Annotated in this window: 12 protein-coding genes; 5 read left to right on the forward strand and 7 right to left on the reverse strand. The window is 47.8% G+C overall.

Translation table 11 applies throughout. The features are described from left to right. Positions 1-59: 59 nt before the first annotated feature. Both LLG96_10720 and LLG96_10725 read left to right on the forward strand, forming a co-directional pair. Positions 60-1325: a tetratricopeptide repeat protein gene (locus tag LLG96_10720; GenBank protein MCE5250679.1), complete on the forward strand. Its 1266-nt coding sequence runs from the start codon at positions 60-62 to the stop codon at positions 1323-1325. A 162-nt stretch (positions 1326-1487) separates the two neighbouring features. Then, positions 1488-2630, forward strand: a complete 1143-nt coding sequence (locus LLG96_10725) for a tetratricopeptide repeat protein (protein ID MCE5250680.1) — start codon at positions 1488-1490, stop codon at positions 2628-2630. 47 nt (positions 2631-2677) lie between these two features. On the opposite strand, the gene LLG96_10730 is transcribed toward LLG96_10725, so the two are convergent. The 4 genes from LLG96_10730 to LLG96_10745 all read right to left on the reverse strand — a co-directional run bounded on the left by LLG96_10730 (position 2678) and on the right by LLG96_10745 (position 8343). After that, complete coding sequence (locus LLG96_10730; GenBank protein ID MCE5250681.1) at positions 2678-5215, reverse strand: ROK family protein; 2538 nt, start codon at positions 5213-5215, stop codon at positions 2678-2680. A 336-nt stretch (positions 5216-5551) separates the two neighbouring features. Beyond that, complete coding sequence (locus LLG96_10735; GenBank protein MCE5250682.1) at positions 5552-5923, reverse strand: response regulator; 372 nt, start codon at positions 5921-5923, stop codon at positions 5552-5554. Positions 5924-5963: 40 nt separating this feature from the next. Beyond that, positions 5964-7358: a FapA family protein gene (locus tag LLG96_10740; protein MCE5250683.1), complete on the reverse strand. Its 1395-nt coding sequence runs from the start codon at positions 7356-7358 to the stop codon at positions 5964-5966. A gap of 181 nt (positions 7359-7539) precedes the next feature. Then, a complete protein-coding gene (locus LLG96_10745; protein ID MCE5250684.1) occupies positions 7540-8343 on the reverse strand; it encodes a protein phosphatase CheZ in 804 nt (267 codons plus the stop codon). Between the two features lie 1216 nt (positions 8344-9559). Between LLG96_10745 and dapA the strand changes: the two genes are divergently transcribed. From dapA to prfB, 3 genes are all read left to right on the forward strand, one after another. Beyond that, positions 9560-10441: a 4-hydroxy-tetrahydrodipicolinate synthase gene (gene dapA / locus LLG96_10750; protein MCE5250685.1), complete on the forward strand. Its 882-nt coding sequence runs from the start codon at positions 9560-9562 to the stop codon at positions 10439-10441. Positions 10442-10467: 26 nt separating this feature from the next. Continuing rightward, the gene (dapB, locus tag LLG96_10755) at positions 10468-11268 is read left to right on the forward strand and encodes a 4-hydroxy-tetrahydrodipicolinate reductase (protein MCE5250686.1); all 801 of its coding nucleotides are present in this window, start codon (positions 10468-10470) and stop codon (positions 11266-11268) included. A gap of 175 nt (positions 11269-11443) precedes the next feature. Then, positions 11444-12530, forward strand: a protein-coding gene (prfB, locus tag LLG96_10760) for a peptide chain release factor 2 (protein MCE5250687.1) whose coding sequence is annotated in 2 segments (ribosomal slippage) — positions 11444-11500 and positions 11502-12530 — 1086 coding nt in all. Because the reading frame shifts where the segments join, the coding sequence is not laid out codon by codon here. 179 nt (positions 12531-12709) lie between these two features. Here prfB and LLG96_10765 read toward each other — a convergent pair. From LLG96_10765 to LLG96_10775, 3 genes are all read right to left on the reverse strand, one after another. Beyond that, on the reverse strand, positions 12710-13849 hold the full coding sequence (locus tag LLG96_10765; GenBank protein MCE5250688.1) for an aminotransferase class V-fold PLP-dependent enzyme: 1140 nt from the start codon (positions 13847-13849) through the stop codon (positions 12710-12712). Between the two features lie 5 nt (positions 13850-13854). After that, a complete protein-coding gene (locus tag LLG96_10770; protein ID MCE5250689.1) occupies positions 13855-14991 on the reverse strand; it encodes an aminotransferase class V-fold PLP-dependent enzyme in 1137 nt (378 codons plus the stop codon). A gap of 306 nt (positions 14992-15297) precedes the next feature. Beyond that, positions 15298-16779, reverse strand: a complete 1482-nt coding sequence (locus LLG96_10775; protein ID MCE5250690.1) for a M81 family metallopeptidase — start codon at positions 16777-16779, stop codon at positions 15298-15300. Positions 16780-16803: the final 24 nt, after the last annotated feature.

Consider the following 16803-nt stretch of genomic DNA (forward strand, 5'->3'; position numbering starts at 1 on the left):
TTTATTACTGACTTACTATACTTCCATTATAACAGTACCAGCCGCGGGGAGTTTTGATTGTGTCAGTGTTTCGGGTTCTGACATATGTTTTGACTGTCATCGTCCTCTTGATACCTGCTGCCGTGAGCGCGCAGGATGACAGCGAATACGGCCGTATCCTTTCCATCACCGACAAAACGGTCAATGTAAGTTTTGCAAATAAAACCGTGGGTGTGGGTGAAGAAGTGGAATTCTGGCGGTTCACGAAAATTGTCGATCCGGTGACCGGCGATATCCGCGGCGGGAAAAAAACTATTGTCGCATATGGTGTTGTCGATGATATCGGCGTCGGAAAAGTCCAGGTTACGGTAACCGGGATGGTGCTCAATGGCAGAATTGCCATGCTCGACAGGGTTCTTGCCACCGGCAAGGGGAAACAGATCGTACGGACGCAGAAAATCGGTACGATACAGGAGCTCAAGGATGACGGCGCGATAGTTATCGATCTCGGAACAGAAGACGAAATCAGCGAAGGCGACGAATTTCTCATTCAGCGCACGGAAACGGTTGTCGATCCCGAGACGAAAGAGGTGACCGTAAAAAACCAGGTCGATGTGGGAAGAGGACGGGTTCAGACGGCGGATAAAAAGACAAGTGTCGCTTCCCTTGTCCAGTTATTACCGGGAATGGAGATTCAGAAAACAGATAATGTCGTCTTCGACAAGCTGAAAACAGAAGATGAAATCCCACTGTCCGGGAGTCCCGTGACGATCGACAGCCTCCAGAAAGAAATCGTCGAATTACAGCGCGAGGTTACGGTTTTGAAAGCCGCTGTGGACAGTCTCGGCCAGGAACACCTGATCTTCAAGGATGAAATAGAAACGGTGCTTTCGCAGCTCATGGCGGGCGATATAAAAGGTACGCGGATTATCCTCAAAAACGACGAGCCGATAACACGCGCCGATTCGCCGGAAGTGTTCGCGTCGTATAAAAGAGCCCTCGATACCTGTCTCGACCGTAAATTCAGGCAATCCATAGAACTGTTTCATGCATTCATGAAACAATATCCCGCATCGAAACTGACCGAGAACTGCCGTTACTGGATAGCCCAGTCGTATTTCAGCATGGGAAATTTCGAGACGGCAATCGAAGGATTCAGGGATGTCATCGACGAAAAGCGGTACACGCACAAGGATGACGATGCGGCAATAATGATCGCGATAACCTATTACAAGCTCGGGAAACGTGACGAGGCATTGCAGGCTTTCAATAACTTCGTCAAACTTTACCCGTCGAGCGAGTACCGGAAAATAGTCGAAAACTGGATTAAAAAATTATCCGCATAAGCGGAACAAGATTTAATTGAACACGGATTTTTAGCGGATTTTCATATCTTTTAAATACGAACAATTACGCGTTACTAAATATAGTATAAATAATTTTTTATATCTATTTGTGTCTTGGTATCTCAGTGGTGAAATATTTTTATTCATAATCCAGGATCGCTTATGAGACGGTTAACAGTATTTATCGTTATTCTTGTTTTTTTAGCGGGCTGCGCTTCCGAAGTGACCTACTACAAACGGGGCGTCGGCTATGAAAAAGCGGGAAAATACACAAAAGCGCTGAATTCGTATAAAAAATCACTGAAGCGCGATCCCAATTATGCCCTCTCCTTTTATGGCATCGGAAGCGTGTATGTCAAAACAAAACGCTGGGATGAAGCGCTCCAGAACCTGCTCAGGGCAAACGATCTCGGGATAGACGATCAGGATATTCACATGCTGCTCGGCTCCGTGTATGAATCACTCAACCAGATCGACCTCGCGGGAGAAGAATACGGCAAGGCGATAAAAGCCCGTCCCGATGATGTGCTCACCCATATGACACTCGGCGCGATGCTCGAAAAAAACGGCGATTACACGGGAGCGCTTACGGAATACAACAGCGCCATCGAGATCGCTCCCGATTTTCACGAGGCGTATTTCCACAGCGCGCGCATGCTTTTTACCCTCGGCAACTACGTAAAAGCCGAAGAAGCCTACATTCAGGCGCTCGAATTCAGGCGTAAATATCCCCAGGCGCAGAATAACCTCACTGTCCTCTACCTGAGAACCAACCAGATCATGAAAGCGCTCGAATCAGCCACTAAAACACTCGATATCGATTCGGGATATGCGCCGGGGATTGTGAATATGGGTGTGGTTCATGAGGTCATGGGGAATAAAGTACTGGCGGAAGAATTTTACCGTAAGGCAATCGCTCAGGCGAACGATTACGACATGGGCCACTACCGTCTGGCGCTCTTTCTGCTCAAGGAAGGTAAAAACGAAGAGGGCCGCTATCAGCTTGAAACATCGCTCCAGTATAATCCGAATCTTGCTCCGGCGTATAACGAGCTGGCGATACTCGAACTCGATGGCGGGAATTACCAGAATGCGCTCGAACTCCTGAAAAACGCCGTCCGGGTCGATTCCACCTATGCCTCAGCTTTTTACAACATGGCGGGGATATACGCCAACACCGGTAAGTACGACCGTGCGGCCAAAGCATATACGGACTATCTGGCTAAAGCGAAGTCGCCGGAGGATTCGCTCGAAGTTATTTCCCAGATACGGATTCTTCTGTCACGCACTGGCACAAGCCGGTAATACACGAACATATCGAAACGTCTTATAGACTGTTTTGCCCGATAAAATCACCCGTAGCACAGGCTCGCCCCGGCAAGCACATACATCTCGTCATCCGCTTGCATGAACACAACCTCCCACCCGCCTTCATCCGATACGCCCCGTGTGAGCGATGTGCAGATCGCGTTTTTTATGATGTCGTGAGCGTCCGATATGTCCTCGTTGAGCTGGTGAATGATCACCACATTGTGGATTGGCTCGTCAATCGTGGTCGCAAGCGAATATATTCCCGACCCGAGCGCTTTTCCCGTCTTCTCGAACACCGCGGTGGCATGTTCCGCTTCCTCCGGGGCGCCGTGCAGGGCATTGAGGATATCCTTTACCGTCAGCTCAAAGTTGAAAGTCGTATTTTCATAGGTGTAAGGGTCGCGTTCGAGGGCTTTCACCATCTTCCTGATTTTTTCCTTCCGGAAGAAGATTTTCCCGGCTTTTCGTTCCTCCTCACGGGCATAATGAATAAGACCGCCCCGTGAAACGAGCGCTTCAAGGTGGAGATCGGGGTATTCGTCATCGCATGTCCGCATGAGGGCAAGCTCCCCTTTCGCGACGAGAAGATTGATGAGGTATGTCTGGTGCAGGAGCGTGGGAAGACCGTTGTGTACATTGTTGATTGCCTCCCGAAGATGAATGTAGTAATCGGGAGCGATATCCTCGATGCACGAGATCGCTTTACGGTCGACAATTACACCGGTGCCGAGACCGCGGCCGATCTTGACAAATACGAAATTCTCACCGCTCTTCAAACCTGCCCTGGCGCGGAGGCGTCGGGTGCGCGCGATGGCGAGCGCCATCGCGTTGGCGCTGTTTTCTACAGCGATATGAATATTCTGAGGAAAGGTGCTGTCTATCTCAACAATACGTTTAAGCAGTTCCCTGGCGATATCGAAATCTTTCCAGCCCGGGAGATTCATGGCCATGACCGCACGGGTGCCATCGACAAGACCCGATGTCGCTATGCCGAGAGCAGTCAGCGTTATCTGTTTTTTCCGCAGTTTCTGCCATACATCCGCGATTACTTCCGCGGCCGAATCGAGTATCGCCTCGCGACCGGTGAATCCCTGCTTGAACCTGGGATTGCCGTTGATATTCCTGGTTGTTATATGAACCGTTTCATCCTCGGTCACATATCCGCACCAAATGCCGGTGGCGCTGATGCGCAAACCGATGACTGCTTCGTTTTTTACGGGTTTTGCGATACAACCGTTCGAGGGGATGGTAATACTGCCGGATTTTGAATCACTGCTGTCTGCATTCGCATCATAGGCGATTTCGCCGTTCACTACGGTATACAGCAGGTTGTAATCCTTGTCCAGAACGACAAAATCAGCGCGACGGCCCTTTTCTATTTTCCCGGTGTCTTCGAGCCCCAGGATAGCCGCCGGATTGGTAGCGGTAATCTCGAAAGCGCGGACAATATCGGGATTATCGCCATTGAGAAGAAGCAGGTTTCGAAATGTCTGGAGCATGGTCATCACGCTCCCCGAAAGACGGCCGTCCGTAACGAGCCTGACAGCGCCATCGGATATTGTCACCCTCTGCCCCGCAAACTCAAACGTACCATCGCCCATATCGGGGTTGGCCACAGCGTCGCTTACACCGGCGACGAGGTGGTGCTGATTCATTGCAAGAGCGAGTATCGCCGGATTGATATGAATGAAATCGCAGATTATTTCAAGGCTGAGCTCATCGGCATTCTCGTCGTATATCCGCGGATCGATGAGACCGGTTGCCACTATACCGGGATTCCGGTGAGACATGGGTATCATGGCATTGAAGAAGTGCGTGAGATGACGGGCGCCGGTTCGGATTGCCGCCACGGTCTGTTCGAGTGATGCCGCGGAATGCCCGAGGCTCACCACAATCCCGCGGTCAAGAATCGCGCGGGTAAAATTGAAATGACTCGCAAAATCCATTTCAGGAGCGATTGTCATCATCCGTACGCCGTGGCTGTCGCGGGCGAGCATGTCTTCGTCGAGTATCCTCGGTATGTCACGGACAGTGGCGTCCCAGATGGCACTTTGTGGTATCGCGCCGGATACTTCAGGATTTATCTTCGGACCCTCGAGATGCATTCCCAAAAGACGGGCGCGTGGTTTTCCCGGCTCGCCATCGGTCAGTGCAAGCTCGGCGAGCTGTGACCTCAGCATTTTGAATCGCGCATCGAGATCAACGCCGAAAAATCTACGCGATTGTGCCGGTACTATCAGGGTCGCAAGACACCCGGTTGTGCCGTATGAGGAAATTTTTTCCAGAATCCGGAGAGGATTCTGAAAACTCCCTATTTCCGAATATCGTGACGAGGTCTGATCGCCGTACCCGTGAAAATGAAGGTCGATAAAGCCCGGCCCGATTATACAGTTTTGCGCCCCTATCTGTTTTTCGGCGTTGACCGCGGAGTCTCTGTCCCACCCTACTATACGGCCGTCATGACCGATGTGTAACTTTGACGGTTTATTGCCGATGGAGCCGAAAATACCGTCCTCCGCCGCCGGAGTGACGATCTGCCCGGCCTCTATGGTCATTTTATATTTGAATTTCGTTTTCACCTTGCTCTCCCCGTAACAATTACCTGATGCTTTTTATAAACGGACTCACATACAATGACGATACGACCATGAAAGGTTACACACGGAACATTGTGTCGTCATGCAGAACGATGTGCAGCACGGGTGAATGACGATAACGACGACTTTTTCATGTCGTTGTGAGTAACCCCATATGTTCCGGCAAAAAAAAGAGGCCGGCAAAAACTGCGAGCCTTTTAATATGTATTAACTATTCGACATATTAATTTACTAATAAGCATTATATAATATTCGTGCTGTCAATCAGACCTGAGATGCATAAATTCCTGGTATACTGAATAATTATATAATCGTCGATTATCCAATAATTTCGGTAATTTTTGCATTCAGTGTTTTTGCATCAAACGGCTTTACGATATAGCCATTTACACCCGATTTTATTGCGCTGACGATATCTTCTTTCATATTCCGCGTTGTAACCATGAGAATCGGAATACTTTTAATTTTAGGATCTGCCCTCACTGCTTCGGTAAGCTCGAGTCCGTTCATATTTGGCATGTTCCAGTCGGTCATGAGCAGATTGAAATCACCTGCCAGTAATTTTGCCAGGGCGTCCTTACCATCCTCGGCTTCTTTGACCTGAGAGTATCCCGCTTTAATAACTGTGTTGACCAGAATACGTCGCATTGTAGGCGAATCGTCGACAATCAATATTTTAAGATCGGGCAATTTTCTATCTCCTTTTAAGGGTTAAAGCATATATTATCAGTTATTTCGAAAGACGAGCAACACTGCCGTCAATCAATCTGAATTGAGACGGCCCCAGGGTGTCCTCGACGGTGAGCCACTGGTGGCCGATATAAACCTGTAATTTGGGAAACGCACTGACAGCGGCAGAGACAAAAACCTTATCGAGATCTTTCTGGTCATCGAGGAGTTTTTGTTTGTATTTTTCCAGGGATTCAATTTTTTCCGGCAATGATTTCCGTGTCTCTTCAAGTTTTTCAAGGAGTTGAGCTTTGTCAGGCGGAAGATGGCCTTTACCATCTATTTTAATTTTATAGAGATAAATAATACTTTTTTCTAATTTCTCATCGGATTCCCGTACTTTTGCCAGTTCTTCATCCGTATTTTTCATACGGTCGGCTAATTTTGGATCGATGCCGACCTTTATTACAGTAGGAGTACATGCAACCGAGCCGAGCCGAGCCGTTTCGACTGATGTTTTTGCCTCGCATACACCACCGACAATGGTACTTTTAGCGCCTTTCGCCATAATCGATCCTCCCGCAAACAGCCTGGCATGGTATGAATCACCAAGAATGATAATATCGCGGTCGGCTCTAAGGCACTGGTTTTCAACAAATTTGACTGTTATATCCCTGCCAGCCTGAATCAATGAATTACCGCTTCCGGCACAACCGCCGGCAATTATGACATCATTACCACTGATTACAATCGCATCCTCTACATTTTCCCGTATTTCAACATCACCCTCGGCTTCAACCCTGAATCCGGACCTGACAGAACCGTTTATTTTTACTGTTCCCTTAAATACAACATTACCTGTTTCATAATCGACATCACCCTTGACTTCATGAACCGGGGCTATCTGTACGACACCTTTTATAAACTGAACCTCACCATCAATGGCCGCGATTATCAGATTGGGATCGTTATCGGCAAAGGCAGTTCCCTTTCCCAGAACAATCTGAAAATCTTTTCCGGTCAATCCGGGAATCTGGTTTCCCATGACATCAAAGCCGGCTTCTCCGATTGTCGGGGGAATTTTTCTGAAAAGTTTCTGCCCCTTGACAGCCGACACCACTTCTCCCAGATTACGGAAATCCATACTTCCGTTTTCGCGTTCGATAGCTTTTGTTTTTTTGTTAAAATCAATATATGCTTCGATTTTGGCTTTCTGGCCGTATTGCGGTTGTACCGCTTCGGCTATGACAACGGAGGGCATGGGTATTTTCGATTCGCACATTCTCTGGATGATATCTTCCTTAATTCCTGCCTTTATTCCTTCTGCTTTCAGTTTAAGATTAACATCATTAACCGAAAGAATTTTACCTTCTCCATACGGGGGAGTGTAATTTGCCACCACTTTCATTTTATTGTCGGCAATTTTTATTTTAATTGCGGCATCAATATCAGCCATTACAGCCCCCTGAGTTTCACCGTATTAAATTTTCAAAAAGTATCACTCCGGTGTTGAAACAGTGACATCGTTTGATCTCATGCCGAACATGTCTCGGAATCAGTTCCGAAGTGTGGCACCGGCTGGTATATGCCGGGTACCAAACTGTAGTAAATATCGATAATACAGCATGATGGTTATACTACGCATCTTTATTTTTATCTGATTCGTTCAATTTATTGAGCAGTGCATTTATATCCGGCTGACCATCCGCTCCATAAACTATTTCATCTTTCATATCAGCAGTTCCTCCGGTATCACCGGGCTGGTCGGCGGATTCTGTATCGTCTATATTTTGCGTGGTCTTTATCATTTGTGCTTTTTCCAGGTATTCGTCGGCTATTCGCTGTGATTTTGCAGACCGGTCAAAATCGAACTCCGCATTACTGTCAAACGCAGCCCCAGTTTCCTTCAGCCGTCTGATTCCCTCTTCATCGAACCCCTGGAGCAGGTCACCCAGTTTATTCTGAACTCTTCCCATTACCTGCGCAATGCTGTTTATCTGCTGCGTGGTGATATCCTGGAACTGGAGAGCATTCATGATAGAAAACAGATCATCCTGACTTCCCTCGACTTCTCCCCGAATCACCGCTGTTTTTTCTTTCATTACATCCGGATTACACGATTCGGCGGCATAGAGCGTTTCAATTTCATCGAGCGCGGTAGTCATTGTATTCAAGCGATTAATGACATTATCGACTTTATCCATCACTTCCGTTGTGGCCATTTCGGTTGCGCTCGTAACTTTACTGAGTTTTTCCGAGGCGGAGGGAATCATTTCCGATGATTGATGCAGATCCGAGTGTATCGAATTCAATAAGGGGACGACTTCTTCGATAAAATAGACCAGTTTAGCGATCTGCGGCATGTATTTTTTTGTGGTATCAAAGTAGCCTTTAATCGCGTTGAAGCTGTTAATCAGCCTGGTTATTTCAGCTTTTTCCATAATAATAAATCTCCATAATGATGAAGTATCATTGTAATCGATTTTATTTCCAATTGGTTACAGCACAACTAACAAATAGATGCACGATAAATACATACCGTATGAAATATGTTTTTTATTTGCATAAAAGTCAACAAATTTCAATAGGTATGCTTATTATACTATCATTATAAAAATGTTATTTTTTTGTTATTAAAATCGCGGAGCAATAAAATAAACTGAAGAATGTGCTCTTTTATATATACGATCGTGTCACAGGATTATCCGCTCATTTAATTACCCGGATCTCAGCATAAAACACCATATTCTCAGTTTAAACAATATATTATCGACACCATCAAAGAGATTGACCCGGAAATATAACCACGCATCCTCATTTCGCGTTATGTTTTTTTTCTATGGTTATTAAACAAATGATAAAGATAACGTCACATTATGGAGAAATATTAATTTAAATATTTTATTTATATTATTATCAATCTATTATAGATATTTATACGCTGTATATGAAAGCGACATTCCTTTCGAATATTTTCGTCAGACGTATAAATACACCAATATTTGTATCTAATGCATAGAGAGTTCAATCAATGATATACACAGCGACATCTTAATTATTTCAATTTGTTCGTATTATATTATATCATACTGTTATTACAGGTTATATATAAAATATAAATTTAGAAGTAAAAACGACCTGACATGGATAATCTATCATATAAATGTAATATATTACACATAACAGTTAATGTTAAAGTGTAACATATTACACTTTACCGTATTAAAAAGTTAAAAATTATATCATATGCTGTATTAATAAGATATTATGTATACTATATCATACTCGGTTCAATCTTCAGGGTCAGGCATGAATCCATAAGAATGAATCGTTAACATGTCATTATAATAATTATACAATATGATATTTCCCTCAAAAGAGTGCGTGCCGCTTTTCGCGGCGCCCATTTCACTTCCCCGATACCTCATTCGAGGATGGACGCTGCTTTACAGTGCCCGAGAGGACGGATAAAGGATATTACCGTATAAATGGTGTTCTCATAAAACGAGGATCGCCATGTCGTTATATAGTATTGACCGATAAAGAAATTTTATGTATATTTATCGTGTCATATTTGTTACAGTTTCCAATGATATCCGCCTGCTGTTTATACAGTACATATATAACTGTAAAATATTCAATTAGAATGGAGGTACAATGATTCGTCTTACGGGTACTTTTACTGCAATGGTTACCCCTTTCAAAAATGCAGATGTTAACGAATCCATGTTAATGCGGATGGTAGATTTTCAGATAGAGAATGGCATATCCGGCCTCGTGCCATGCGGTACAACCGGCGAATCACCGACACTGAGCCACAAGGAACACCGGCTCGTTATCGACATTGTCATTAAAGCGGCTGCCGGACGGGTTCCCGTAATCGCCGGAACAGGCTCCAACAGCACCGAAGAAGCCATAAGCCTTACCCGGCATGCTCAGGAGGTCGGTGCCGATGCTGCGCTCCTTATAACGCCGTATTATAACAAACCAACCCAGAAGGGGCTTATCGAGCACTATAAAGCTGTTGCCGGTTCATGCGATATTCCGCTGATCATCTATAATTGCCCCGGGCGGACCGCGATAAATACAACCGCCGATACCATCGTCGAGCTTTCCGCGCTGCCCACCATTATCGGGATTAAGGAAGCGTCCGGCAATATGGATCAGATATGTGAAATCATCGGACGAACACCGGAGAATTTCACCATCCTTTCCGGTGATGATTCCATGACTGTGCCCATGATGTCGGTTGGTGCAAAAGGTGTTATCAGCGTCATCTCCAATATTCTGCCGCGAAAAATGTCCGATATGACCGCAGCCGCCCTGAATGGCGATTATACGGTCGCGTCCGCCATACATGCCGAGCTCTTTCCCCTCATGAGAACACTCATGAAGACAGAGACGAATCCTTCTCCGATTAAAACCGCTATGAATATGTCGGGGATGGATGTCGGAACGGTAAGGCTTCCCCTGACCGAGCCGGACGATAACGGGAAAGCCCTGATCGGAAAATACCTGAAAGATGTCGGGCTGATCTGAATTCGTAACGATTACATGAGGTTGATATGAAGCTTGTCATGAATGGCGCCCTGGGACGGATGGGGCGCAGAATCATCACCATTGCGTCCGAAGACACGGAAATAATGGTATCAGGCGCAGTCGAGTTCGGTCATGATGAAGACCTGGGCCGTGATGTCGGCGAGATAATCGGTATCGGGCATCTCGATGTACCGCTGACAAACGACCTGTTAAAAGCGGTAAAAAATGCCGATGTCGTCATCGATTTCACATGGCCTGATAACATCCTGATCACCGCCGCCATTTGCGGACAATCGAAAACACCCCTCGTGATCGGCACCACCGGACTCGCTTCCGGCAAACGGGGTGAACTGGAGCGGCTTGTTTCGCCGATTCCCTGTGTTATGGCGCCCAATATGAGTGTCGGCGTAAATCTCCTCTTCAAGCTTGCCGCCGAAGCCGCAGCGATTCTCGGCGAAGACTATGATGTCGAGATAACCGAAGCGCACCACCGTTTCAAAAAAGATGCGCCCTCCGGTACCGCTGTCAGACTTGCCGAAATTGTTGCCGGCGTCCTCGACCGTAACCTCGAACAGGAGGCCCGTTACGGCAGAAAAGGCATTTCCGGCGAACGTACCCGGAGCGAAATCGGCATTCATGCGCTTCGAATCGGCGATGTCGTCGGAGAGCATACGGTCAGTTTCGGAACTGTCGGCGAAAGGGTCGAGCTCACACACAAGGCCCAGTCACGGGATGCTTTGGCCCAGGGTGCGCTCCGTGCAGCACGATTCGTGCTTGCCAACCCGCCGGGACTCTATGACATGCAGGATGTACTTGGATTTAAATAATTTATTAACCTTGCGCAAAACACTGCCTGCCCGGGACACAGGCTGTCAGGGGTCCTGTCCCCGATTACTAATTCGGGAACCATGTTTACATACTTTCGACAGCAGCAAAACAATACATTTCAGTATCGGGCGCGTGAAGAAGATACTTTTTCACCGCCCTTTAACGGAGGATCATATGTCGCGGACAATCGATAGAATCGCAGAATTACATGAAAAGCTCTCCAATCTCAGGAGGCTTCTTTGACATCGATACAAAAAAGAATGAATTAGTAGAACTCCAGCGTAAGCGTGAAGCCTCCGATTTCTGGAACGACCAGAGAGAAGCCCAAAAAGTCATCGATCAGATTACCGTACGAGAAAAACCCATAAAAGCACTGGAAGACCTCCAGGTATCGTTCAACGACATTAAAGTCCTCAATGAGCTTGCCGAAGAAGAGCATGATGACGCGACACTGAACGAAGTATCCTCTGAAATCGATACCCTTGAAAAGAATATCGGCAGCCTGGAGTTTCAGACCATGCTCGGCGGCACCGATGACCTCAAGAACGCCTTCCTTTCCATAAATTCCGGTGCAGGCGGCACCGAAAGCCAGGATTGGGCTCAGATGCTTCTCCGGATGTATATCCGGTGGATCGAGCGAAGAGGATTCGAATACGACGAAATCGACATGCAATCCGGCCAGGAAGCGGGCATAAAAAGCGTGACTATCCTCGTTAAGGGTGATTATGCATACGGTTACCTGAAAGCCGAATCAGGCGTTCACCGTCTCGTACGGATCAGTCCGTTCGATTCCAACGCCCGGCGGCACACCTCCTTCGCCTCGGTTACCGTCCTGCCCGAAGTGGATGACAATACCGACATTGAGATCGATGAAAAAGACCTGAAAATCGATGTCTATCGCTCTTCCGGCGCTGGCGGCCAGCATGTCAATAAAACCTCCTCGGCAGTCCGTATTACCCATCTTCCCACTGGTATCGTCGTGCAGTGCCAGAATGAGCGGAGCCAGTTCAAGAACAAAGCTTTTGCACTGAAGGTGCTCAGATCGAGGCTCTATCAGCTGCACAAGGAGGAAGAGGAAAAGAAGCTGGCGGAATTTACCAAGGATCAAAAAAAGATTGAATGGGGCAGCCAGATACGTTCCTACGTTTTTCACCCCTATAATCTTGTCAAGGACCTGAGAACGGATGTGGAAACATCGAACATCCAAACTGTAATGGATGGCGACATTGACGAGTTCATCATGGCATATCTGAGCATGTAATACATTTATAATTAATGAGATAGACGATAGAATAATTATTCTGACAGCGTCACCACAACACCGTTACATAATTAATCGTGACAATCGAAAAGCCCCCGGAGGGACTAAAAAATCCCCTCTCTGATCATCAGAGAGGGGATTTTGCCTAACTTTTTCACCTATGCCTTGCGCCTTCATTTTCAGATTTTATAATCCCTGACAAACCGGCGGGTGATGTCTATCATGTGTTCGATACGCTCGGGCTCTGCCGCAAGGCCGAAATGCGCGATACGGAATGTGAGGGCATTACCGTCCTTATCCTTGTATGCAAAGCCGGCACCGACCATGGTGTTGTGTTTTTCGAGATAGTAATTTCTCACCACATTGCCCAGAATACCCTTTGGTGGATAAAAATCCGTCACCACGGGTGACGCGGCGACCGGATCGGCGCTCATACGGAATCCCAGTTCGGCGAGCCCTTCCCTGAGATGTCTTCCCGCAGCGCGGAACCGTTCCTGGCGGTTGTATATCCCCTCTTCAATGATACGGTCGACCGACCAGTCGAGTGCGTAAAGGTAGTTGGTATTCCCCGTTACCGGCTGCGGATGTTCATCGTGCATTTTTATCGATGCATCTCGCCACGACTTGAAATCGAGGTAGAACGGCACACGGCGGTTTTTCGCGGAATCCATGTAATCCCATGCACGTTTCCCGACTCCGACCGGTGCAAGTCCCGGAGGCAGCTCAAAGCATTTCTGGCTCGCCCCTGCCACCACATCGGCTCCATGCTCTCCCATATCGACCACGACGCCGCCGACGCCGGATACGGAATCGACGATGAGGAGCGCATCGAACTCGCGGGCGACTTCTCCAATGGGAGTAATCGGATTTACAACAGCGGTCGAGCTCTCGTTATGCGTCATATAAATAAACGGGCGACGTTTTTTCTTCATGGCGCTGCGAACTTTTTCAGGATCGGCGGCTTTACCATATTCGTCATTGACAAACGAATAGGGAACGCCAAGCGCTTTCAGGTTTTTCTCGCCATATTCACCGAGATTGCCGTTGGAGATGATGAGAACTTCCGTATCGGGCGTACAGAGACTCGCAAGCGCCATGTTGACTGCAAGCGTACCACTCCCGCTCGGAACGAACACCTGACCGTCCTCGAGCCCAAAAACAGTCTTCAGCTTTTCTACGAGCTGGTTATGAAAAGCGGGAAATCCGGTTCCGGAATCGTAATGCGGGAATACCTTGTGGCCGCATCTCCTGAGAACCTCGTCCGGCGCGTCCATGGGGCCGGGAATCATGAGCATGGGACTTTTCAAAATTCCTGACATAGAATTCACTGACCTCTTTCATCGAGAAACTGCTTGGTGATATGAATCATGTGATCGATTCGTTCATGCTCGGCGGCAATACCGAAGTGGGCGATTCTGAATGAATACCGTTCGCCCGATCCGGTTTTTCTGAAACCGTAACCGACCATGGTATTATGCTTTTTCATATAGTATGTTCTGACATCCTCCCCTATAATTCCCTCGGGAGGAATGAATTCCGTGACCACGGGCGATGCGTAGCGGGGATCGGCTCCGGATTTGAATCCGAGTTTCGCCATGCCTTCCTTGAGGCGTTGACCGGCTTTACGGAAACGTTCCTGACGATTTTCGATTCCCTCATCGATAATGGTATCGATAACCCAGTCGAGCGCATAGAGCATGGTGGTCGCTCCGGTGACCGGCTGAGGATGAAAATCGTACTGGTCGATATAAGCCGTCCTCCATGCCATGAAATCGAGAATGTACGGTACACGGCGGTTTTTCATGGATTCCATGTAATCCCACGCGCGCTGTCCGACTGCTACCGGCGCAAGCCCGGGAGGAAGTTCAAGACATTTCTGGCTCGCTCCGGCAACCACATCCGCTCCGGCAGCATCCATGTCGATTACGACACCGCCGACGCCTGATACCGAGTCGACGAGCACGAACGCATCGAATTCGCGGGCGATCTCACCAATGGGTGGAATCGGATTGACCACCGCGGTAGAGCTCTCGTTATGGGTCATGTAAATGAATTTATGATGCTTCCGTTTCATCTCGTCGCGAATCTTCTGCGGATCGATGATTGTGCCGATCTCCCCGGTGACGAGGGTGTAAGGGATACCGAGGTTTTTCATGTTCTTTTCGGCATACCCGCCGAAACCGCCGTTCGACATGACAAGCACATCATCCTCCGGCGTGCAGAGGCTTGCTATCATCATATTGACCGCAATCGTCCCGCTTCCGTTGGGAATGAATACATATCCCTTCTTGAGGCCGAACACATATTTCGCTTTTTCGACGAGTTGATGATAGAACGGGCAGAAATCGGTGAGCTCATCATAATGAGGAAAAACCTGATGACCGCACCGTCTCAATACTTCGTCGGGCACATCCATCGGCCCAGGAATCATGAGCAAAGGCTTTTTCATTATAAAAGACATACGGTATTACTCTCCTTTAACCTGATGATTCATTAAATTCGATGGAACACGGATTTCCGCAACTTATAGCGAAACAAATAATATACTAAATTCAGCAGCGTCTTTGCCAGAATTATTTTATCGCTTAAAGCCCGGTGAAAACCCGGATTTTTCATCACAAAGACACAAAGGAACAAAAAAATAATAGATTAATACTATCTTTTATGACAATTAATCGTTAACATCAAAAATGCTATATAATTAACAATTCCGCGTAAATCCGCGTTCTATTTTAAATTCATCGATAGATCGGATTAACAAGGCGGATCAGATGTCATCCAACGGAAACATCGGGCGTTTTATTTTCGTAAACGTAAAATTCCTTAGATTCGATGATGAATACCCCGGAGTATCGCTCTGGATATAGCTTTTAATAATCGGGGGTTTGTATGCTTCGCGAAACGCCAGCCCGCCCTTGCAGATACTCATGCGGTAATCTTCGGGATAGACGCCGAGCGCATTTGCATGCATGATATTATTGGGGCTCGTGCTGATGGAATTGAGCACGATGGTTATACCACCGGCATCGATCCTCACCGACAGTCCCATGTTGTCGATGACGCCAGCCTTGTATCCGCCTCCTTCACGGTTCATAAAGACACCGTCGGTGACAGTCCGGACCACGCCGGTTATCCGTACGGGCGGGCCGTATATGGGATCGGATTTCCCCCCCACTTCGAGAGTCACTGTCGAGCCGACTCCCTTTTCGGCGGCATATTCCGCAGCTTCGGGGTCCCAGAGCGGTACGAATGCGCTGTCGACACCCTGCTTCAGTATCTCATGGAGAAGCGCGGTACCATCACCGGGAGTACCTCCTCCGATGTTGTCTCCCGAATCGGCTATTGCAATCGGGTAATCATCAGACTGCTTCGCCATCCTGATCGTTTCGGCTGGATCGGGCAGATCGACAAGATAGTCATGCCGGTGCGCGAACATCATATCGCCGAGCTCGTCCGCGCATTTCTGCGCCAGTTCAAGGTCATCATGAGCCGTGACCACCACACCGGTTCCCGCAAAGGGCACATCCTGCTGCATGAAACCCTGCGCCGGGCAGGCGGCAATTATCTTTCCGTGCAGTTCGCGTTCCATTTCGCGGGCGCGATCCATGATCTTTTTCATGGGCATATCGTGCGGCAGTACGTTATGAGGAGGGCCGATCATAAGCGCCTGTTTGGAAAGGGCGATCACCGGATGAATTTTACCGTCCAAGATACGGAGCATGATATCCGCCGCTTCACGTCCCCGGTCGGCCATGTCCATGTGGGGATATGTCCTGTAAATGGTTATCGCGTCAGCTAATGACGCCATCATAGGTGTCAAAGTTGCGTGAAAATCGAGAGTTATGACAATAGGAGTTTTTGTTCCGACTTTATCACGGATTTTTTTGAGGATGTATCCCTCGCCGTCATCGTGCTCCGTTCCGACCATCGCCCCATGGAGCGACAGCAGGATACCGTCCGCGGGTTTACGGTCGAGCGTGTCGAGGAATAACCCGACAAATTCATTAAAAGCGTCCTCGGTCACCGAGCCTGAGGGCATTGCAGCGCCGAGTATCGACGGGGCCATTTCGATTCCGGATTTTTCGAGTACATCGATGAAGCCGCCCACCTCGGTGTTGGTATTACGGCGTCCGCCGATCATTTCTTCCCCGTAGAATATTTGCCGTAATCTGAACGCTTCAAGGTCGGTAAGCACGGGGCTGAACATGTTGGATTCATGTAACATACCGCCGATCATTATTCTTTTCATAACTTCCTCGATTTGTGCCTGTGT

This window comes from bacterium (assembly GCA_021372535.1).
Taxonomy (GTDB): Bacteria; Latescibacterota; Latescibacteria; order Latescibacterales; family Latescibacteraceae; genus JAFGMP01.

Bases quoted from the DNA above. Each gene is read 5' to 3' on its own strand.
- LLG96_10725 (MCE5250680.1), top strand. From the start codon at position 1,488: ATGAGACGGTTAACAGTATTTATCGTTATTCTTGTTTTTTTAGCGGGC.
- LLG96_10740 (MCE5250683.1), bottom strand. From the start codon at position 7,358: ATGGCTGATATTGATGCCGCAATTAAAATAAAAATTGCCGACAATAAA.
- LLG96_10745 (MCE5250684.1), bottom strand. From the start codon at position 8,343: ATGGAAAAAGCTGAAATAACCAGGCTGATTAACAGCTTCAACGCGATT.
- dapA (MCE5250685.1), top strand. From the start codon at position 9,560: ATGATTCGTCTTACGGGTACTTTTACTGCAATGGTTACCCCTTTCAAA.
- dapB (MCE5250686.1), top strand. From the start codon at position 10,468: ATGAAGCTTGTCATGAATGGCGCCCTGGGACGGATGGGGCGCAGAATC.
- LLG96_10765 (MCE5250688.1), bottom strand. From the start codon at position 13,849: ATGTCAGGAATTTTGAAAAGTCCCATGCTCATGATTCCCGGCCCCATG.
- LLG96_10770 (MCE5250689.1), bottom strand. From the start codon at position 14,991: ATGTCTTTTATAATGAAAAAGCCTTTGCTCATGATTCCTGGGCCGATG.
- LLG96_10775 (MCE5250690.1), bottom strand. From the start codon at position 16,779: ATGAAAAGAATAATGATCGGCGGTATGTTACATGAATCCAACATGTTC.